Annotated in this window: 14 protein-coding genes; 9 read left to right on the top strand and 5 right to left on the bottom strand. The window is 34.7% G+C overall.

Annotation, left to right across the window (positions count from 1 at the left end; translation table 11 throughout):
* Positions 1-74: 74 nt before the first annotated feature.
* The gene (locus BXY64_RS06115) at positions 75-3,812 is read right to left on the bottom strand and encodes a T9SS type A sorting domain-containing protein (protein ID WP_120239024.1); all 3,738 of its coding nucleotides are present in this window, start codon (positions 3,810-3,812) and stop codon (positions 75-77) included.
* Between the two features lie 52 nt (positions 3,813-3,864).
* Positions 3,865-4,299, bottom strand: coding sequence for a hypothetical protein (locus tag BXY64_RS06110; protein WP_147375918.1), 435 nt, complete (start codon positions 4,297-4,299; stop codon positions 3,865-3,867).
* A 324-nt stretch (positions 4,300-4,623) separates the two neighbouring features.
* On the opposite strand from BXY64_RS06110, the gene BXY64_RS06105 reads away from it, so the two are divergent.
* The 3 genes from BXY64_RS06105 to BXY64_RS21195 all read left to right on the top strand — a co-directional run bounded on the left by BXY64_RS06105 (position 4,624) and on the right by BXY64_RS21195 (position 9,050).
* Positions 4,624-5,016, top strand: coding sequence for a hypothetical protein (locus tag BXY64_RS06105; RefSeq protein WP_120239022.1), 393 nt, complete (start codon positions 4,624-4,626; stop codon positions 5,014-5,016).
* A 131-nt stretch (positions 5,017-5,147) separates the two neighbouring features.
* On the top strand, positions 5,148-8,294 hold the full coding sequence (locus BXY64_RS06100) for a PKD domain-containing protein (protein ID WP_120239021.1): 3,147 nt from the start codon (positions 5,148-5,150) through the stop codon (positions 8,292-8,294).
* A 384-nt stretch (positions 8,295-8,678) separates the two neighbouring features.
* Positions 8,679-9,050 carry a hypothetical protein gene (locus tag BXY64_RS21195; RefSeq protein ID WP_147375916.1) on the top strand — a complete coding sequence of 124 codons (372 nt, stop codon included), beginning with the start codon at positions 8,679-8,681 and terminating at the stop codon, positions 9,048-9,050.
* Positions 9,051-9,224: 174 nt separating this feature from the next.
* On the opposite strand, the gene BXY64_RS06090 is transcribed toward BXY64_RS21195, so the two are convergent.
* Positions 9,225-11,036: a glycoside hydrolase family 15 protein gene (locus BXY64_RS06090; protein WP_120239019.1), complete on the bottom strand. Its 1,812-nt coding sequence runs from the start codon at positions 11,034-11,036 to the stop codon at positions 9,225-9,227.
* 245 nt (positions 11,037-11,281) lie between these two features.
* Here BXY64_RS06090 and BXY64_RS06085 point away from each other — a divergent pair, with 245 nt between their 5' ends.
* The 6 genes from BXY64_RS06085 to BXY64_RS06060 all read left to right on the top strand — a co-directional run bounded on the left by BXY64_RS06085 (position 11,282) and on the right by BXY64_RS06060 (position 20,066).
* Positions 11,282-13,486, top strand: a complete 2,205-nt coding sequence (locus tag BXY64_RS06085) for a bifunctional alpha,alpha-trehalose-phosphate synthase (UDP-forming)/trehalose-phosphatase (protein ID WP_120239018.1) — start codon at positions 11,282-11,284, stop codon at positions 13,484-13,486.
* Between the two features lie 153 nt (positions 13,487-13,639).
* On the top strand, positions 13,640-15,217 hold the full coding sequence (gene nadB, locus BXY64_RS06080; RefSeq protein ID WP_120239017.1) for an L-aspartate oxidase: 1,578 nt from the start codon (positions 13,640-13,642) through the stop codon (positions 15,215-15,217).
* Between the two features lie 15 nt (positions 15,218-15,232).
* Positions 15,233-16,081 carry a carboxylating nicotinate-nucleotide diphosphorylase gene (gene nadC, locus BXY64_RS06075; protein ID WP_120239016.1) on the top strand — a complete coding sequence of 283 codons (849 nt, stop codon included), beginning with the start codon at positions 15,233-15,235 and terminating at the stop codon, positions 16,079-16,081.
* A gap of 24 nt (positions 16,082-16,105) precedes the next feature.
* Complete coding sequence (nadA, locus tag BXY64_RS06070; RefSeq protein WP_120239015.1) at positions 16,106-17,032, top strand: quinolinate synthase NadA; 927 nt, start codon at positions 16,106-16,108, stop codon at positions 17,030-17,032.
* A 322-nt stretch (positions 17,033-17,354) separates the two neighbouring features.
* Positions 17,355-19,409, top strand: a complete 2,055-nt coding sequence (locus tag BXY64_RS06065) for a tetratricopeptide repeat-containing sensor histidine kinase (protein WP_211334418.1) — start codon at positions 17,355-17,357, stop codon at positions 19,407-19,409.
* Between the two features lie 96 nt (positions 19,410-19,505).
* Positions 19,506-20,066 (top strand): manganese efflux pump MntP, encoded by a 561-nt coding sequence (locus BXY64_RS06060; RefSeq protein WP_120239013.1) that lies wholly within the window; start codon positions 19,506-19,508, stop codon positions 20,064-20,066.
* Here BXY64_RS06060 and BXY64_RS06055 read toward each other — a convergent pair.
* Together BXY64_RS06055 and BXY64_RS06050 are read right to left on the bottom strand one after the other, a co-directional pair.
* Positions 20,063-20,602 carry an FMN-binding protein gene (locus BXY64_RS06055; protein ID WP_120239012.1) on the bottom strand — a complete coding sequence of 180 codons (540 nt, stop codon included), beginning with the start codon at positions 20,600-20,602 and terminating at the stop codon, positions 20,063-20,065. The genes BXY64_RS06060 and BXY64_RS06055 overlap by 4 nt on opposite strands.
* Before the next feature lie 78 nt (positions 20,603-20,680).
* The gene (locus tag BXY64_RS06050; RefSeq protein ID WP_120239011.1) at positions 20,681-21,850 is read right to left on the bottom strand and encodes a porin family protein; all 1,170 of its coding nucleotides are present in this window, start codon (positions 21,848-21,850) and stop codon (positions 20,681-20,683) included.
* Positions 21,851-21,928 lie beyond the last annotated feature (78 nt).

The following is a 21,928-nucleotide window of genomic DNA, read 5'->3' as shown; positions in this document are numbered from 1 at the left end:
TATCTAAATTCCATAAAAAAAGCCTCAGGTAATGTTTACCTGAGGCTAAAATCATTATAATATCTCTTAAAATACTATCGAATTACCTGAATCTTACCTGAATAAATTTCATTTCCAGCTTGAACTCTCACAATGTACAAACCAGCTTTTAATGATTCGATTTTAATCGTATTTTCTCCAGAATTAGTGCCTTTCTTTGAAAGTACTTTCTTACCTCCTAAATCAAAAATCTCCACAGCAAACTCTTTGGCTGCATTTCCCAATGCAAGTTTAAATTCACCTCTACAAGGATTAGGATACATTTTAAACTCCTTGGTTGTTTCTTTAAGAGGATCTTCAATTCCAGTTGCTATAACATCTACTTCCAAAGTATTAGATTGGTATGGATTATCAAACTTATATCCGATCACATAGGCAGCATAATTTCCTGATTCTTCAAAATCAATATCATAGTTTGCAACACCAATCGGACCATTACCAGCTGTCTCATAAAGCTCATCATTCACATAAACTTCTACTTTCTCATATGCTACCGGGAATTGAGCTTTTAAAAGTAGCTTATTATCACCTATCAAGAATAAATCATTAACAACAGGAATTTTATCCTTAACATCAACTTCCTTTTCATTTGATTTTAAAGCACTTCCATCCATATAAGCTAGCACATATGATTTATAAGATCCTGTTTCTTGAACAGTTATCTCAAAAGCTTGCTCTCCTACTGAAGGGCTTTTTATATTTTCATACAAATTATTATTAACATATATTTCTAAACTATCATAAGCTACCTTAACATCCATATTTAGATTAATTACCTTATCATTTACTTCTCGTAAATCTGAAATTACCGGTATATTATCTATCTCAGGAATATCAACACTCCAAATTCCTCTACCATGTGTAGCAATTACAACCTGATTTCCAACTATCTGTAAATCATAAACCGAAACAGGAGGGAAATTTCCTTCTAGCATATGCCAGGACACTCCATCATCAGTAGATTCAAAAATACCAATTTCAGTACCAGCCCATAATGTTTTTGGAGAATGCGGCATTACCAATAGACAATGCGTTACAACATCTGGAAAACCATTATCACTAACAGTACCAAATGCACCAAAACCTGTAATATCTTCCCAAGTTTGACCAAGATCCTTTGTTCTTATTATTTTTGGAGCCTTACTAATAGAAAACATCAAATAAGCAGTGGAAGCTTCATGTGGATGAGTAGTAATACCACTAATATAGGCTGCCATATTTCTCTCCGAATATGCATTTACACCTGAAAAATTCTCTCCCTCATCTTGAGAAACAAAAATTTTATAACTACCACTTTGAGTCATAGCTGCACCACCCCAAACAATTTTGGGATCAGCCAATGACACCTCAACATTATGCTGACTCGTAACTCCTTGCCAAGCACTCTCAATATTTTTTAAAGTCCAACTTGCACCAAAGTCAGTTGATTTATATACGCCATTTTTTGCAACGGCAAATACAACATCCGGCTTCCCTTTTGAAGTAGATAATTTAGTCAAGAAAGGACCATCATCTTTGGTGATGCCAGTAACTGACGACCAATTTTCACCCCCATCAACTGTTCTATAGATGGCATTATAATAGATACTTCCCATTATTTTTTTAGGATCCTCACTATGCCACAAACATTCAAAACCATCACCTCCTAAACGGAAAAAGTATTTGGTTGTTGAAGAAGCATCTTCACCAGTTTTTGATTGCCATGTTCCATTGTCCTGCATTCCTCCTATATATTCATTGGCATTAGGATTTTTTGCAACACCATAAAATTGAGTGGTAATATAATTATTCGGCTTTTGTTCAAAGGTTACACCTTTATCTTTTGAAACTCCAATTCCTCCATCATTACCATTTACAATCCAGAAATTTCCACCTTCTTTTGGAATCATTGTAATATTGTGATGATCCGGATGCAAACCTGGAATTTTTGTATCTCCAAATCCAGCTCCTTGGTCATAACCATTTGATCCGCCATAATTTCCATAAGCATCAGCAACACTTACTTTTTCCCCATCAAAAACTTTTGTAGCACCATATTCGATCACAATTTTCGATGTTGGCAGATTATCTGGCTCCCAAGTTGCTCCTTGTGCCAAATCAGGCCATATCATATAAAGTGCTTTGTAAAGATGGTTTTTAGTGCTAGAAATATTAGCGTCAGGAGTGTTTGCATTATATTCCACTGCATTAACGTAAATATACTCTCTCCCTAAATCGCCATAAGCATCACTATCACCATTTCGAGCATAAAGATTAAACTTACCATCACTTTCTTGATCGCGGAAAGATACCATCAACTGTTTATTATTTGTAATATCCCAAACCTCAAAAGGAACATATACATAGTCTTGGTAAGTATAACTTGAAGCAGGTACACCTGAAGTACCTTGATTTGCGACTGTAAATCGATGGGCTTTCTGACCTAATCCAGGTCCGAATCTAATTTCTACCGAAGTCCAATCTGTTGATAAAACATCAGTACCTTCATCGGTACTTAAACCTCCATTAAGATAACTACCACCAAAACCTACAAATGATAGAAAATCGGTATTCTCAGTATATGCCGCAGTCACCGCTTTCTCCTGTTCTGTTGGAGTTTTATTAAAGGCAAGTTTCCACATATCAACACCAGCCACAAAAACAACACTATCAATAAATGGATGAGCTTCTATCGTGTTGTCATAGCCTCCTTGTCCGCCCAGGAAATTTTGATCATCATTAAACTTGGTCCAATTATTGGCATTATCCTGAGATAAGAACACATGAGACTCTTTATCAGAAACATCAACACTAACATAAACAAAATTTCTATCCACAGGCGAAACTGCAACCTCATAACGTGAACCTGCTGAAAGTCCTTTTGAGAAAAGTTCCCAAGTGTCACCTCCATTAATTGTACGCAGAATTCCTTTCTTGTTTTCTCCTGCAAAAATAGTATCACTTGCAGTTGGGTAAAATGCTAAATCTTCTACCCCTCCATCACTACTATATACTTGTGTCCAATCTGATCCTCCGTTAATAGATTTAAAAATACCTGATTCAGTGGCAGCTATCACAATATTCTCATCAATAGGATCAACAAATAATCTGTTAATGTATCCAAATTTTTCATCAACAGCAGTACTTGCCAATTGGGTCCAATTCAATCCTCGGTTAACTGATTTCCAAATACCATTCCCCAGGTTTTGGGCACTACCAGGAAAACTTTCTCCTGTACCAGCATAAATAATATCATGGTTCGATTTTGCCATGGCCAATGCATTTACCGACAAATTACTTAGATCACTTGACAAGTTTGTCCAGGTATCAGCACCATCCTCTGTTTTCCATATTCCTCCAGTTGCACTACCGGCATACCAAAGATCTTTTTCAGCATCATCCGGATCAATAAGAATTGCACGAGTACGTCCCCCAACGTTCGCAGGTCCACGAGATACAAAATTCAAAGCAGCTTTCCCACTTTTTAATTTCGGACTATTTTCGCGAGCCTTATTCAGTTCTAAAACCCTATAACTCATCTGGTAACCAGACTTAGCCTGCCCAATTGGGGTTGTAATGGCCTTAAAGTACTTGCTATACATATCAGGCTTATCCGCCTTACTATAGCCTACTTTTCTTTTTTCCTTTTTTTTCTGAAATTGATTTTGCCAAAACTCTTTAGGTGTAAAATCATTACTCGAGAATTGTTTTTTATCCTGCTTAATGTACTTGGTCACCGCAAGCATCGATAAAACAATTAGTCCACCCACAAGTAGATAATAAAATTTCTTCATAAACTTTTAAAGTTAATTAGTGATTTGGTTTGTTAATTAATTGGTTAATTAGTTATTTCTTATCTTTCACTGTTTCAGTTATTTTTTTCTTTGATATTAAATCAAACACATAAGTCCATTTCCCTGTATCTTTCGGATTTGTTATATATCCTCTCTGCATGGTAATTAGAAGTTGTGTTTTGTTATGCCATTCGATCTTTGCATTGGCAATCTTATCTTCATAAATGGTAAGTCCATTTATAATATCATATACAAAAAACTCTTTTAACTGATTTGGATTAGATTGTAATTTGGAGTTTAATTTCTCACAAATCACATAACTTTTGTCAGAATTAAATGTAAACTCAACTTCCTCTCCAAACTTATCTTTAGCAAAATGCTGATAAGTGATCTGGTCACTTTCATTAAGCTTTTCACTTAATTTGTTCTTCGTTGCACATCCAAAGAATAGCATTATCAAGATTATATTTAGAATTATAGTTCTCATAGGTGTAATTTAAATAAGTTTCAAATCTAACTAAACATCAATACCATATAGCTGTATTAAATTATTTTTTCAAAAAGAGGAAATAAATATAATAACAATACAGGATATATAAAATTTCAACAAAGAATATATAAGCAGTATAAATATTGTACAATTACATTTTTTCATTCAAAATTTAAATCCACCTCATTCCCCCATTTAACTAAATAATCACACCAAGCACTATAACTTCTCAATTTCAAGCATATCAACATTTAGATTTGTCTATTCCCGAAAATGCAATCTTTTTTGTAACTTATATCGAATCAGTCAAATAAATCAGTTATGAAGAACGTATATTGTATATTTTTATTTGTAATCTTTCTTTCTGGATGCAATACTTCTAAACCTATTGCGAATTCAGAAAAAACCTCTCCTTTGTCCAACCCTGAAAAAAAAGACAAAACTCATCAACAAATAGCACCAGCTACTTGTTACTTATCAGTTACTGATATTGAATTATTTATTGATAGCAGTTCCATAAAAGCTAAAATTGTAAAAATTCATGGATACGGAGCTGGATTCTCAATTTCTTTTCATGTAAATCAAGAAATTGAATTGAACATATCAGATGAACACTTAAAAGAAATTAAAAATCAAAAAAACATTTCTTGTGTCATTTCACAAGTCACCGGTATGAATAATAATACATCTCTAAAACTTATTGAACTCAAATAAGAACTCTTACATTAAAGGTATTTTTCTTCTCCTCTCACACTAATGCAAACAATCTCTTTTGCTGGGTACTACTAAAATTAAAAAGTTGAACTGCACCTAATTGTTTGAGTGCTGAATAAACACTGTATACAATGAAGAATTTGTTAATTATTATAGCGATCTCTATACTCAGTTGTACTGTATTTGCAGAAAACAAAGAAAAGAAGAAGGAAGAAAAAGTACAAAACATTGTCATCAGCAAGAAAACATTCCAAAATATTACAAACAGAAATGTAAACAAAAGCAAGCTATCTAAAATTGCTGATCGCAGAGCCGGGAAATACAACTTTTCTGATGATCCAATAAGAAGACAAGAGTTTGAATACAATCAGCTTAAGAATCCTATTACGGGTAAAATTCCCAACAACATTAAACTACTGGAAAAAAGATATGTTCTTTCTGCAAAATCAAAATTACAAAACAATTTAAAAGCAGATGAAGTTAGCTATCAAACAAGTGGCCCTCGCAATGTTGGAGGTAGAACAAGAGCTTTGGCAGTTGACATTAGCAACCCATCTGGCAATACAATATTGGCAGGTGGAGTTACCGGAGGAATGTGGAAATCAACAGACAGAGGTGTTTCTTGGATCAGAACAACAGACTTGGATGACCACCCAAGCGTTACAGCCATTGCTCAGGATCCAAGAAGTGGTTCACAAAACATTTGGTATTATACTACGGGAGAATATTTAGGTAGCGCTAGCGAAGATGGAGCATTCTACGCTGGAAACGGAATATTTAAGTCTACAAATAATGGCGATACCTGGGATCTTTTACCTAGTACTGCCGAAAATACTTTTGCTTCTTTTGATCGTTTTTTCGACATCTGCTGGAATATATGCGTAGATCCTAACAATGGAGATGTATATGCTGCTACTTATGGTGCAATTTATATTTCGAAGAATCAAGGTAGCACATGGACTCGCGAAATAGAATCTTTTAATTCTACCGATCCTAATTATGCGGCTTACACCGATGTAATTTGTACTCCTGATGGCACTAAGTATGCCAGCATTAGTTCAGGAGGTGATAAAAATGGAGGTATCTGGCGAAAAGATAGTGGAGCTACTACTTGGGAAAATATAAACCCAGAAGGATTTCCTTCGTCCTATGATAGGATTGTTTTGGCACACGCACCAAGCAATACAAGCAAGGATATTGTATACATACTAGCACGAACAAGCGGAGATGGATTTCAAGATCATAGTTTTTGGAAATTAACTTATGATTCTAGTGAACCAAGCCCCGCAAATTGGGTCGATCGTTCACAAAATTTACCTGATAGGGATGAAGGTGATCGCGAAGTAAATGGATATAATTCGCAAAATTCTTACAACATGGTGATTAAAGTATCGCCAACCAACGAGAATGTTGTATTCATTGGTGGAACTAACCTGTTTCGCTCTGATGACGCATTTGCAACAAAAGCTTCTCCTGTCAGCGATGGCATCACAAACAATTCCAACACTTATTGGATTGGTGGATATTCCACAGAAAATGATGTGAGTCAATACGACAATCATCATGCTGATTTACATGCATTAGCTTTTATTGATGACAATACCGTGCTATGTGGCCATGATGGCGGCGTTAGCATTACCAATAACTTTATGCAGACCAATGATTCTGGAATTGAAGATGACAATGAAAATACACCTGAAAATAATAAACCTGTAGACTGGGAATTGCTAAACAATGGATACTTAACCACACAATCATACACCATTGCAATTGATCATGACAATATTGACAGAACCACCCTCATATCGGGATTTCAAGACAATGGAACATGGATTGCAGATAATGCAAATGCAACAACCGATTGGATAAGGTGGGGATCGGGAGATGGAAGTTTCTGTAGTATAAACAACAATGGCAATACAATTATCTCCTCATCGCAAAATGGAACAACATACCTAGAAGACAATGTATATGATGAAGACAATTATTACTTTACAAGAGTGGATCCTGACGGAGCAGAAGGACAATTATTCATTAATCCATTTGTAATTGATGCCAACAATCACAAACTAATGTATTACGCCGCAGGCCAATTTATTTGGAGAAATCTTAACATCTTCGAAATTCCTAAGCTAAGCAACGATAAAGCGACAGTAAATTGGGAGAAATTAGATATTTCGGAGGTTACTGGAACAGTTAGTGCACTTACCACTTCTACCTACCCTGCAAATACGCTGTACTATGGAACTAGTAATGGAAAAGTATATAGAATTGACAAAGCCAATTCAAGCGAGGCAGAAAGAGTAGATATTACAGATTCCAATATGCCTGAGGGCAATGTGATATCCATAGCGGTAAATCCTTTAAACGCTGATGAAGTAATGGTGGCATTCTCCAATTACAAAATAGAAAGCATCTATCATTCTACCGATAAAGGAGATAGTTGGACTGCAGTTAGTGGTAATTTGGAAGAAAATGGAAATCCTGATGGTGATGGTCCTTCGGTTCGTTCAGTATCTATTATGCCAACACCAACCACAACCCTTTATTTTGCAGGAACAAGTACCGGTCTTTACAAAACCGATAACTTAAATGCCAATCCAATTGTTTGGACTCAAGAAGCGGGTAATTTAATTGGAACAACAATATCAGCAATGGTTAAAAGTCGACGCGATGGTTTTGTTGCCATAGGAACACATGGCAACGGCGCCTTTACCGGCAACATTGATTTTAGCGGTTCTGCCCCACAAGCTCTCATCGGAATCGAAAATAGTCAACTTCAAGCAGGTGAAACCACCAATTTTACAAGCCGATCGATTGGTGATGGAATCAACAGTTGGAATTGGAATTTTGAAGGAGGAACACCCGCAAATTCAACAGAGAAAAATCCAACAAACATCAGCTATAATCAAGAAGGAACTTATAGCGTTAGCCTTACAGTTGCAAATGCCGTTGGAGAAGACACACAAACCATTACAACGGCCATAAATGTAGGAGGTCAGCCTGTTGGTATTGATGACGACATTGCAGACAATGCGATTGAAGATTTAAGAATCTATCCTAACCCTATGGTGGATCAAAGCAAGTTGGAATTTCCAAATCAAAGCAACCAGAAGTACCGATTAATTGTGGTTGATGCCAGTGGCAAAGTAGTACGCATAATCGAAAACATAACAGGAAATAATGTAACCATTAATCGAGAGCAATTGAAACCAGGCATTCATATCATTAAATTACAAGGAGAAAAGATTTACAAAGGAAAACTGCTGGTAAAATAAACTATAGCTAATCAGATTGTAGTAGTAGAGCTTGTTGATATTCGGCAAGCTCTTTTTATTTTGATAGTTATCTACCTCCTGTCATCTAAACTCTAAATAATTCAGACTAGAAATATGGACTAATGCTATAAATCAAGTTCATATTTGTGTATTTTACAGATGTTTATATGCTTTTTAATTATTTATTTTGGTTTTTTAAATATATTTTTAGGTTGTTTACATATAATTATATTTTTTAAACCTACTTTTTATAGTATTACACCTATTTTTTTAGGTATTCATAAAATATTTTTATCTATTACACTTATTTCCTTATTGATTTTACAAAAAATATCCCCTAACTTTAGTAGTGTTCAGCAATTTATCAACCAAATCCTTTGTAAAATGCCTAAAAATCCAGATAAAGTACCCTTTGATATTCAAAGAACGATTCGTATACGTTTAAAGGAAACTCACCTCCCAGTATCTTCATTAGCCAAAGACATTCATCTTACACCAACTTCATTACACCAACAACTATATCGTAATAGCTTACAGGTAAATCGACTTTGGAGTATTTGCAAAGCCTTAAAGTGGAATCTTTTTCAGGAAATTGCCAATCATCTTGAAAAAGAAATTCAAAGCATACAGGCCAAACAAAAAGGTATTGAAATAAAGGATATTCATAAAGAAATGGATGAACTTAAAAGAAAACTAGAATTGCTCGAGAATGAAAATAAAACCTTAAAAGAGGTGATTACATTGCTTAAGAGCTAAATATTCTATACCGATTACTACTCAAAATGAGCCTTTAGTGCGTTTCACTTCTAAAGGCACTTTGAATATTCGGCATTATACCAGCACATTTTAATATTTAAATGGTATAAAAACAAAACAGCACCAAGTAATTGCTTTTACCTGATGCTGTTTATTCTATATATTCTTACTTTCTTAGCTCGTTAACTGATCCAGTAAATTCTCCTCATCATCTGCTTGAAAATTTGAGAAGTTGAGCGCCGTTTCCACTATGGCCAAATGTGAATAGGCCTGAGGAAAGTTCCCCAACATGCGTTTGGTGGCAAAATCGATGTCTTCGGCAAACAAACCCAAATGATTCGAATAAGTCAGGAGCTTTTCGAACTTTTCCCTTGCCTCTTTTTTCTTTCCGATTTTGAACAAACTATTAATCATCCAAAAGGAACAAATGGTAAAGGCAGATTTTGGTGTTCCGAAATCATCCTGATTCTTGTATCGATACATTAAACCATCGTGCTCCAATTCTTTTTGAATGGTAAGAACCGTTGATTTAAATTTAGGATCCTTCGCATCAATAAATCCGTAAGTTTCCATTAACAAAACTGAAGCATCCATGTCTGATGATCCATAATGTTGAGTAAAAGCTTTTTTCTCTCTACTCCAAGCTTTCTTTAAAATATCATCCTTAACCGAATGTCTTAGCACCTTCCATTTTCCCACATAATAATCGCGCTTGAGCAAGCTGGCAATTTTAACCGCACGATCGAAAGCCACCCAACACATCACCTTGCTGAAGGTAAAATGCAAACTTCTTCCTCGGATTTCCCAAATTCCTCGGTCTGGTTTTTTCCAGTTTGCTTCAACAACTTTAACTATGCTTCTAACAATGGTCCAGAGTTCCTCACTATGTTCCAAGGAATTCTCAAAAGTTTCAAATTGCTGATGAATCAGATCCAGCAAAATGCCATAAATATCGTTTTGCTTTTGCTTATAGGCTGCATTCCCAACTCGCACTGGCTTCGAGTTTTCATATCCCGAAAGGTGTTCCAGTTCATATTCGGTTAGCTTCTTTTCACCATTAATTCCATACATGATTTGAATCTTCTCATTCTTTTCAGGTAAGATATCCATGATGAATTTTAGGTAACGCTTAGCTACATTGTAATGCCCCAATTGAGTAAGAATCTTCACCACCATCGACCCATCACGAATCCAACAAAAGCGATAATCCCAATTGCGAACCTCTCCAATGGTTTCAGGTAAGGAAGTTGTAAGAGCCGCCAACACTGCCCCACTTTTCTGGTAGCTCAGTAGTTTCAGCACCAATGCACTTCTGGTAACCTGTTCGTTGTACTCGGGTAAATACTTTGTTTTCTCACTCCAATTCAGCCAGTAAGTTTTAGTTCTTTGCAACTTTAAATAAACTCGCTCAATGTCTTGTTCCAAAAGCTTTTGGTCGTAACTCATCAAGCAAAATTCATTTTTCTCCAAATGAATCAAATCACTATTCAATATATTCTCATTATCAAAACTTGAATACAGATAAAGAGAATCGTAATTGCCTTTGGTAGTGTACGATTTTATGAACCCTTCCTCCGAAATAAAGTTCTCGGTATGATTACGGGCATAATCTAGTTTTGGATTATATTTGATTCTAAATGATGGCTTTCCATATACCAATCGAAAAAAACGAACCACATCTGGCGGTGCATAGTACTGCTTATTATCAGTCAGGTATCGCGGCATAAAATCCAATACCTCAAACACACCATCAACACATTCATATCTCGTTTTTAATATATTGGTTTTAGATCGGTATTCTTGCTTTATTTCTGACAGGTTTTCTGGAATAATTTCAAAGCTCCCTCCTTTTTCCTGATCCAAAATCTTAGCAAATGCCGCAGAAGAATCGAATTGAGGTAAACAAACCCAATCCAAAGATCCTGTTTCTGATATTAATGCAGCACTTCGACAATTACCAATTATTCCATAATTTAAATTCTTCATAAAAAATCACTATTTTAGAGCTTAACAAAATATGATCCGCCAAGCCATTTTTGTTTTGACAGATCCACAACAACACAAAACACACAAACAATCAAACGCTTAAGGAAAGAATATTGATGTTATTGGAATAATATCATCATTAAGTAATTGTTAATTTTTAAATGTTTGCGTTAGATATGATTCGGAAAATAGAGATTTTTCACGAATATTAATAACATTTCTACCAAAATAAAAAACCACATTTTATGAATAGAATTCACATTGTCTCCAACAGACTTCCTGTAAGTATAAACGTAGAAAATGACAATATCGAACTGATACCTAGTGTTGGTGGTCTGGCAACTGGTATGAGATCGGTATACAAAGAATATAATGGCAAATGGATTGGATGGCCAGGTTTACCTAGCGATGAATTAGGTGATAATTTAAAAACAGATATTGAAGAAAAATTAGTTGAAGAAGATTGTGTTTCCGTTCACCTGTCGAAGGAAGAAATAGATTTGTACTACGATGGTTTTAGTAACAGAACCATTTGGCCTCTTTTTCATTACTTTGCCCAATACATCGATTATGAGCCACAGCTTTGGGATGCTTTTGTAAAGGTAAATCAGAAATTTGCTGATAAAGCATTGGAAACTATTGAAGAAGGAGACACCATTTGGATTCATGATTATCAGCTTCTTTTAGTTCCGGAAATGATTAAATCGAAGAAGCCTGGCGTAACGGTTGGTTTTTTTCTACATATCCCCTTCCCATCATTCGAAGTATTCAGAATACTGCCATGGCGAAAAGAACTAATTCAGGGAATGCTTGGTGCCGATTTAATTGGCTTTCATACTTTCGATTACCAACGCCATTTCTTTAGCTGCGTTCGCAGATTAATGGGGTATGAAATATCCTTTAATGAAATTCATATTGAAGATAGAATCATTTTAGTTGATTCATTTCCAATGGGAATAGACTACGACAAATTTAGAGATGCTGCCACTCAAACTTTTCAGAAACCTTTGCAAGAGAAATCAAAGTTGCATCGAGAATTGGAAAAGTACTTTCTTGTTTCTCCAAACAGAAAACTTATTCTATCCATTGATAGATTAGATTATTCGAAAGGTATTCCAAACCGCCTGCAGGCATTTGCCAAGTTTTTGGAAGAATATCCCGAATTTATTGGAAAAGTTACCTTAATCATGTTGGCTGTTCCCTCGAGAGGTACGGTTGAGCACTACATCAACCTTAAACGTGAAGTTGAGGAATTGGTAGGTAACGTAAATGGTAGGTTTGGCAGTATTAATTACACGCCCGTTTGGTATTTCTATCGATCCATGCCTTTCGAAAGCCTAATTGAACTTTATAGCTCATGTGATGTAGCTTTGGTTACTCCTGTAAGAGATGGGATGAATTTGGTAGCTAAAGAATATGTGGCTTCACGTACCAACCGAACTGGAGTTATTATTTTGAGTGAGATGGCTGGTGTTTCCAAAGAAATGGGAGAAGCTCTAATGATCAACCCTAATAACACAGGAGAAATTGCACAGAGCATTTATCAGGCTTTAACAATGCCTTTGGATGAGCAACGAGAACGGATGATTTATTTACAGGATAGAATCAAGCGTTATGATGTTTTCAAATGGTCATCTGAGTTTGTAAAGTCATTACGAAAAGTAGAGAAACTTCAAAATTCTATATATGCAAAAAAAGTAAGCTCTTCCATTTTAGAGAAAATAAAAACTGAATATGCAGGTACGCAAAAAAGATCTATATTCCTGGACTATGATGGGACACTTACAGGATTTAAGAAAAACCCGAATGATGCAAAACCTGATGAAGAATTACACAAAATTCTTTATAAACTGGAAGAAGACCCTAAAAATGTAATTACCGTTATTAGTGGTCGAGATAGAGAAAGTTTAGAGTCATGGTTGGAAGGTCATAAAATCAACTTGATTGTTGAACATGGCGTTTGGATTAAAAAGTATGGCAAAGATTGGAAAATGCTTGCAAATGCAAATGACACCTGGAAACCGAGCATACGCCCTATTCTAGAAACTTTTGTTGACAGAACACCAGGTTCTTTCATTGAAGAGAAAAACTATTCTTTAGTATGGCACTTTCGAAAAGCCGAACCTGAACAAGGTGAACTAAGAGCTAACGAACTTAAGGATGAGTTGACCACCATGATTGCCAATCACAATCTTGAAATATTGGAAGGCAATAAAGTGATTGAAGTAAAGAGTGGTGGTATCAATAAAGGAATGGCATCACTTCAATTCCTGCAAAATCAGAATTTTGATTTTATTTTGGCCATTGGCGATGATTGGACAGATGAATACATGTTTAGAGAATTGCCAGAATCATCGGTTACCATTAAAGTGGGCTTAAAACATACAGCGGCCAGATATAAAGTAGATTCTGTAGCTAAAGTTCGCAACTTACTTTCCGAATTGAATTAATCACTCATCAGATTTTAAAATTAAGGTGGCAATATTGTCACCTTTTTTTTCTGATATTCAGTTAGAATTAATATTATCGCAGTATTTTTTCTCCAATTTTATAACTGATAGCTGGAAAATAGCTATTTTCGCACGAACCAAGATTTTTCTAAAATGTTACACAAACAATTCGATTTTTTAATAATCGGAAGTGGACTTGCAGGATTATATTCAGCATTCGAAGCCTCAAAACATGGCTCTGTTGCTATCGTAACTAAATCTAAATTAGATGTTAGTAATTCATACCATGCACAAGGAGGAATAGCTGCGGTAACTGATTCTGACGATTATCCTCAATTACACCTGGAGGATACACTTATTGCCGGCAGAGGTTTGTGTGATTATACTCCTGTTGATATATTGGTGAATGAAGGTCCTGATCGAATCAAGGATTTGATAAATCTTGGAATGAAGTTCGACACAGAAAATGGTGAACTATCTTTAGCTTTAGAAGGTGGTCATCATAGAAGAAGAGTATTGCACGCAGGAGGCGATTCAACAGGAAAAGAATTGGTAAGATTTTTAATCCAGAAGGTTTTAAATAATTCCTCAATTACAATCTTCGAAAACCAAATGGTTTATGAACTTTTGGTTGAAGAACAAAAATGCCTGGGAGCGAAAAGTTTTAATAGACAGGACAATTCAAATCTTTGTATTCATGCAAAATCTACCCTATTAACTTTAGGAGGAGCTTCGGCTGTATATCAAAGAACTACAAACCCAGAAACTACGGTTGGAGATGGAATTGCCTTGGCTTACAATGCTGGTGCAGAAATTACGGATATGGAATTCATTCAGTTTCACCCAAGCTCATTTTATTCCGAAGAAGGCTATACTTTTTTAATCAGCGAAGCGGTAAGAGGCGAAGGTGCACATTTAATCAATTCCAAAGGGGAAAGATTTATGACCAATATTCATGAGTTGGCTGAACTGGCTCCCAGAGACATCGTGGCACGTTCCATTTTTAATGAAATGCAAAAGAATAACGATAAAAATGTAACACTAAGTTTAAAACACCTGGATGGAGAAAAGCTTAAGAATCGATTCCCTTCGATATATGCAAAATGCAAAGAATCGAGAGCTGATTTTTTAGATAAAATCCCTATTGCTCCAGCAGCTCATTATACTGTAGGTGGAATTAAAACCAATAATCAGGGAAAAACAAATATTGATCATCTTTATGCTTGTGGTGAACTAGCATCAACAGGTGTAATGGGTGCTAATCGTTTAGCATCAAACTCACTTTTGGAATGTTTGGTCTTTGGTAAGCGAGCCATTCAACACGCTCAAAAAAATACCTGCATTACTCCATCAAAAACAAATCAAGAAGGTATATCTGTTGACAATGACTTATCTGGCTTGTTCTTAAATAATGTTAATAAAATCGCCAAAGCTATGAATACAAAGGTTGGGATTGTAAGAACAGCTCAACATTTGCAAGATGTTTTGGATTTACTATATGAAGTTAAAACTACATTCCCTTTTAAAACTAACGAATACTACAGCATTCGTATGCAAAACCTTTTAAGTGTTTGCCATCTAATTACAACGGCTGCTTTGGCTCGAAAAGAAAGTCGTGGAGGTCATTATCGTGAAGATTTTAATACCGAAAATGAAGACTTTCTTGCTCACTCGGTGCAACAATTAAATAAAGAGCTTACTTTTGTACCTGTAGAAATAAAATCAGAATAATATCATTTCATTCAAATGGAAGAAACAGGATTGAATATTCAAGAATTAGAATATATAATCGAACACGCTTTTCGTGAGGATATTGGCGAGGGCGATATCACAACCAATAACTTGGTACCCGAGAATTCAGCTGCTAAAGCAAGTATGACTGCAAAAGCAGATGGTGTAATTGCAGGTTTACCAATAGCTAAAAAAGTTTTCAAAAAATTAGATCCAAACTTAATTTGGAAACCATTGGTAAAAGATGGTGATACCATTAAAAAAGGAGATGTAATTGTTGAAATGCATGGAAGTTTTCGAGCATTACTTACAGGTGAACGTTTAGCTCTGAACTTAATGCAAAGAATGTCTGGGATTGCAAGTGAAACTGCAAAGTATGTTGCCGAAGTAAAACACACTAATGTTCAGATTTTAGACACGCGAAAAACTGTGCCAGGACTTCGAAGCTTAGACAAGTATTCTGTAAAAACAGGTGGTGGAACCAATCACAGAATTGGGTTATACGATTTGGTAATGATTAAAGACAATCATATAAAAATTGCCGGAGGAATTGCTCCTGCAGTTGAACAGGTCAGAAAGTCGATTCCAAATCATATAAAAGTTGAGGTAGAAACCACAAACATTGAAGAGGTAAAAGAAGCTTTAAGTGCTGGTGCTGACATTATCATGCTTGATAACATGAGTAATGAAGTCATGACAGAAGCCGTACATCTTGTAGATGGTAAAGCTAAAACAGAAGCTTCTGGAAATATGAGTTTAGAAAGATTAAAAGGTGTTGCTGAAACAGGTGTAGATTTTATATCAATTGGAGCACTAACACATTCAGTAACAGCACTGGATATCAGTCAAAATATTATTCTATAGTTTAATTAGAAAGAGGTTTCCGAAATGGAAAATAAAGAGATTACAAGACAGATTGAGGAGTTGAAAAAGGCAAAGAATGCAATTGTTCTTGCTCATTATTATACACATCCTGAAGTACAAGATATAGCTGACTACATTGGTGATTCATTGGGCTTAGCACGTGAAGCTGGAAATACAACCGCCGATATTATTGTATTTTGTGGAGTTCATTTTATGGCAGAAACAGCATCTGTAATATCTCCTAATAAAAAAGTTCTAATTCCAGCACAAAAGTGTGGATGTTCGCTTGCTGAAAGTATTACTGGTAAGGATATTCAGGAATGGAAAGCTAAAAATCCTGATGGATTAGTGGTTTCATATGTAAACACTACTGCTGAAGTAAAGGCTGAAACCGATTATTGCTGTACTTCATCCAATGCAATTCAGGTGGTAGAACATTTAGGGAAAGACAAAAAAATATTCTTTACGCCTGATAAAAATCTTGGCGCCTACATTGTACAGAAAACAGGAATTGAAATGGATTTGTGGAATGGAGATTGTTGTGTTCATGAACGAATAGACAGCAATATGATTGTTGGTATGGCCAATCAATATCCAGAAGCAGATATTTTAATTCATCCAGAAAGCAACTGTGCCAATGATGATGAAATTTTGAACATGCCAAATGCTTTCTTCTATTCTACAGCTGGAATTATTAAGCATGCAGCCGAATCGAACAAAAAACAGTTTATCATTGCAACTGAATTAGGTACTCTACACCAATTAGAGAAAGCAAATCCTGAAAAAGAATTTATTCTTATCCATCCAAAAACCATTTGTGGTTCGATGAAAAGAGTAAAACTTCAAGGGGTACTAGAAGCATTACAGGAAGAAAAATATGAAGTGAAAGTTCCTGAAGAGATATCAAAAAAAGCAATAACATCAATTCAACGAATGCTTGAAATTGGCTAAAAATATAAAAAAACCTTTCCAAAATACGGAAAGGTTTTTTTTATGACTCTCCTTAGCTTTTTTAATGTTAGTAACTTGAGAGTAACAAAAATATGGTATATTTAGCATTCATTAATAAAACCATTAACTATTCTAGTAATAACCAATCTAAATAAACAAAAACCAAATAACAAATTCTCTTTTCTAACGTACACCAAACAGCTATTGTTAACGAACGATCTTTTATAATATGCAATTTCCCCTTAAACTTGTATTATTAATTTTCTGCCTTCTCCCCTATACCATTTTTGCACAAGAGAAAATTGATCAACTAAAAAAGCAGTTGAAAATAGAACCAGATAGTAGCAAAACTAAATTACTAATAAATATTTCCGGAAAATATGCTGCAACTAACCTTGACAGTGCTTTTCTCTATGCTAACAAAGCATACAATCTTGCCAAAATCAATCAGGATAAATCGATTTTGTTCAGAGCTGGCTTAAATTTAGCCAACAGTTATTCTCAACTAGGACAATCCGAAAAATCATATAAATATCTTTTAGAAGCTAAAGCATTAGCTTATTCCCTAAGTGATACTGCAATGTTAGGAAGGGTATACCTTTTTTTTGGCTACCATTTCTCTAAAAATAGTGAATATGACAAGGCTATAGAAAATTTTAATATCGCAATTGAATATTGTAAAATATCAAGAAACGATAGAACTCTTGCTAGTATTCTGAATGGATTGGGAATCATATACTGGGAACGTGGCAATTTAGAAGTAGCTTTAAAAAAATACATGGAAGCATATAGCATTGCTGAGGAGCTAAAAGACACCAATTTACAGTTGGTTTTACTACTCAACATAGCCAATATATATGCTGATGAAAGTAGAAATAATATAGCCCTTGAATATTACCAAAAAATTCTTGATTTAGCAATCAGAGATAAAAATTTTGATTCTCAAGCTATTGTATATAATAACATAGCTACCATACACCAAGAAAATAAAGATTATGCGAAAGCTTTAGAGTTCTTTAAAAAAAGTCTGAATATCAACAACCAAATAGGTAACGAAGCTGGAGAAGCTCTAGCTATGAATAATATTGGCGAAAACTATTTCAAAACGGGGAATATCCCAGAAGCTATATTTTATATCGATAATTCTCTTGCCATAAATAGAAAATTGAAGTTAGAAACTGATATTGTTTACAACCTGGAATCGCTAGCAAAAGTTTATTTATTTACAGGAAAATTGCAAAAAGCCTACGATATCATAAACGAAGGACTAAAATTATGCAAGAAACTTAAGATAAAAACAATAGAACGTAGTTTCTTGCAGCTTAAATCGGAATACTATTACTCAGCTGGGAATTATAAAAAAGCTTACAAAACTTACGAAAACTACAACAAACTTAAAGACAGTCTAATAGAAGCTAGTAAATCTGATAAAATTGCTCATTTGCAAACACAATTTGAAACAGAAAAAAAAGAAAAAGAAAACGAAATATTAAAAGTAACAAATGAGTTAACTCAGGAAAAATTAGATAAAGAAAAAGCATTCACCAACTACCTGATTGTGTTTTTTGTAATCACAATGTCTTTATTAATACTGGTTTATTTCTTGTATAAATCAAAAACAAAAGTCAACCAAAGAATCAATAAGATCAATGGTATGTTGGAAGAATCGAATCAAAAGCTAAAAGTAACAAATGCTACGAAGGATAGATTCTTTTCCATTATTGCTCACGATTTACGCTCACCATTCAATTCCATTTTAGGCTTCTCAGAGTTAATCAAAAGCGAATTAAAGGAAAGTAAAAACCTTAAATTGATTGAAGAATACAATTCTAATATTAATGAGTCTTCGCACAGCTTGTTTACCTTGCTTGAAAACTTATTACAGTGGGCAAAAAGCCAGCGAGGTGAACTGGAATTTAATCCCGTACAATTTGATCTACATCACCTGGTTCAATCTAATATTATTATTTTTAAATTAAAGGCTGCAGATAAAGCAATTACATTAAGTTCTGATATTCCTCCTCATACTGAAGCTTATGGGGACATTAATATGGTGAGTACAATACTTAGAAATTTAATTAGCAATGCTCTAAAATTCACAGAAAAAAACGGAGATATAACCATCTCTGCTGATATACAAGATGAATTTGTGTTCCTAAAGGTTAAAGATTCAGGAATTGGTATCAGTAAGGAAAACCAAGAGAAGCTCTTTAAACTAGACTGTAATTATACAACAGTTGGTACTGCAGATGAAGCTGGAAGTGGACTAGGATTAATTCTTTGCAAAGAATTCGCCGAACGAAATGGTGGTGATATTTGGGTAAAAAGCGAAGAAAATAAAGGCAGTGAATTTATATTGAGTTTAAAAATAGCTTAGAAAAAATCTAAACAAATACCAAGCGATTCCTTTTTGGGAATCGCTTTTTTTAGCTTCAGTATTTCCTTTTATATTTGCCCTCCAATCTAATAAATCATGGAATTAGTAAGCATTTTTCTAATTGCCTTAGGGCTATCAGTAGATTCTTTCGCTGCATCAGTATGCAGTGGATTAGCTATTAAAAAAATTCGATTTCTTCAAGCTGTAAAAATTGCCTTTTTTCTGGCTTTATTTCAAGGTGGAATGCCAGTTATTGGTTGGTTTATCGGCTGGGAAATTAACGAATTGATAAAGGAGTTTGATCATTGGATTGCTTTTATCCTTTTGGCTGGACTAGGAAGCAAAATGATTTATGAAAGCTTATCCAACAATGAAGAAGATTCCTCCTTTAATCCTTTAAAATTAACAGTTCTTATTGGCATATCTGTTGCTACTAGCATAGACGCTTTGGTCATAGGTTTCAGTATGGCACTTATTGATGTAATCATTTGGTGGCCTGCAGTAATAATAGGCGTTGTTACATTTATTGCTTCAATGCTTGGAATGCTGCTTGGCAAAAAGATAGGAAGTCAAACCAGTAAAAGATTCGAAGTATTAGGTGGGATTGTATTAATACTAATTGGCCTTCGAATCTTAATTGAACACTTGTTCTTTTAAAGCTTTCCAGTTTCTTTTAAATGAACCATTAACAAACTAAGAGATTTTATTCCTGCAGTTATGGACGGAGCAGTTATTGTTGCACCTGAAATTGAATCAATATCTTTATTGAATTCAAGTTGTTCTCCGTTGTACTTTCCTTCAAACTGTTTCAACCAATATTTGGCCATTATTTCACCACCATATGATGAACGATAAACAAGAATTACAACTTTTTTAATGGTCATTGATTTATCAAATAATACCAAATAATCAAACAGATCGTTCTTTCCTTTCGAACTGGCAAAACCTGCTAAGCCAATTTCAGCTCCTTCATTCATTAGTTTACTAACAGATACTTTCTCAATTCCCGGAAATCTGGTAATATCATATGAAACTTCAGATAAATCTATAAAACTCACATCTTCAGTACCAAAAGTACTTTTTATGGCTTTATCAATTCTTTTCTGAATTGGCTTAGGATAATCTTTAGCATTTACATCACCGTAAATCAATACAATTGATGCTACAATTAATACTTGCAATAATCTCTTCATAGTAAGTTTTAAATAACAGAAAACTGCAAAACAGGATATAACCCGCTCTGCAGTATATAATTTGTTAAAAATTACGAATTAGAACCAAACTCCAACACCGCAATTGATAAAGTTTTTCTTCACATCATTACCATCTTTAAATCTTTGGTAATCTACTTTTACCACAGCTCCTTTTGCCAAGTGATAACTTAAACCAACAAACCAATCCTCACGATCGTAAGCTTTATTAGCTGTAATACCATCAACTTTGTGATGCGTGTTATAGTTTTCGTAACGAACGAAAGGAACTAAAGATTGCTCTTTACCATGCAACAAGTCGTAGCCTGCTTCAAGATAGTAACCTCTCATTTGCTTTCCTAAATCTTTTCCCGTCTTATCGTTATACTCTTTTACATCGTTAATGTAAGAATGAATATATTGACCTTTAACCTGGAATGCATCAAGTTTGTAGCGCAAATCAAGACCTAACATGCTAATTCCAACACGAGTCGAATCTGCAACTGCTTCTGCAAAATCATCATCTTTATCTAAACCATTGAATTCTGATGATTGAGTTTTCCCGAAGTAACCTGATAAACCAAGATTAAGCCCTTTAATTCCATAGTAATCAACTTTTGCTGATACAGAAGGAGAAGTAAATGTAGACTCAGCACCTTTTTGACGACCTTTTCTTAATCCATCTGATCCTCTTAATTTACCGCTACCATCAAATCCGTTAAATCCATTCATAACGTACAATTGGTACTTTAAAGGAGCATTTGCCAATCTGCCTGTAATACCTACCCCAATTTCTCTCCAAGTAGTTGGAACAATGTACTTATCAACGCTAGGACGCTCAACTCCATTAAAAGTAGTTGGCTCGTGATATTCATTAATAATACCCATTGGCACCAACATCAAACCACCTCGAATACTTGTATTTGGCTTAATATTGTAATTTAAAAATGCTTGTTCTACATACAACTCTTTAACGTGTTCGTACTCGATCTCAGTTACAAAAGATGTTTTTTCGTTGAATTGATATCCAAAGAATAAAACCATTCTGTGAACATCCATTTTCCCATTATATCTTTCATTACCGCTAATTTGCTGATTGTAGTGAACCTCTCCGTAACCTCCAATGCTCAATTTTTCACTCTTGATTTTCTCTAAAATTGTTGATCCAATACTTTGTGGTTCTTTCTGATCTTGTGCATTGGTAACACCAAATGCAAAACAGATTGCCAATAGTAATAATACTTTCTTCATTTCGTATTTTCTTAGGTTTTAATTCTGATAATCGTTAGTGTTATTATCTGCGACAAAATTAGATTCAGTCTTAATAAA

It is taken from the genome of Marinifilum flexuosum (assembly GCF_003610555.1).
GTDB classification, from domain to species: Bacteria; Bacteroidota; Bacteroidia; order Bacteroidales; family Marinifilaceae; genus Marinifilum; species Marinifilum flexuosum.
Note: the sequence above shows the minus strand (reverse complement) of the source record. Positions and strands in the feature narration are given on the sequence as shown.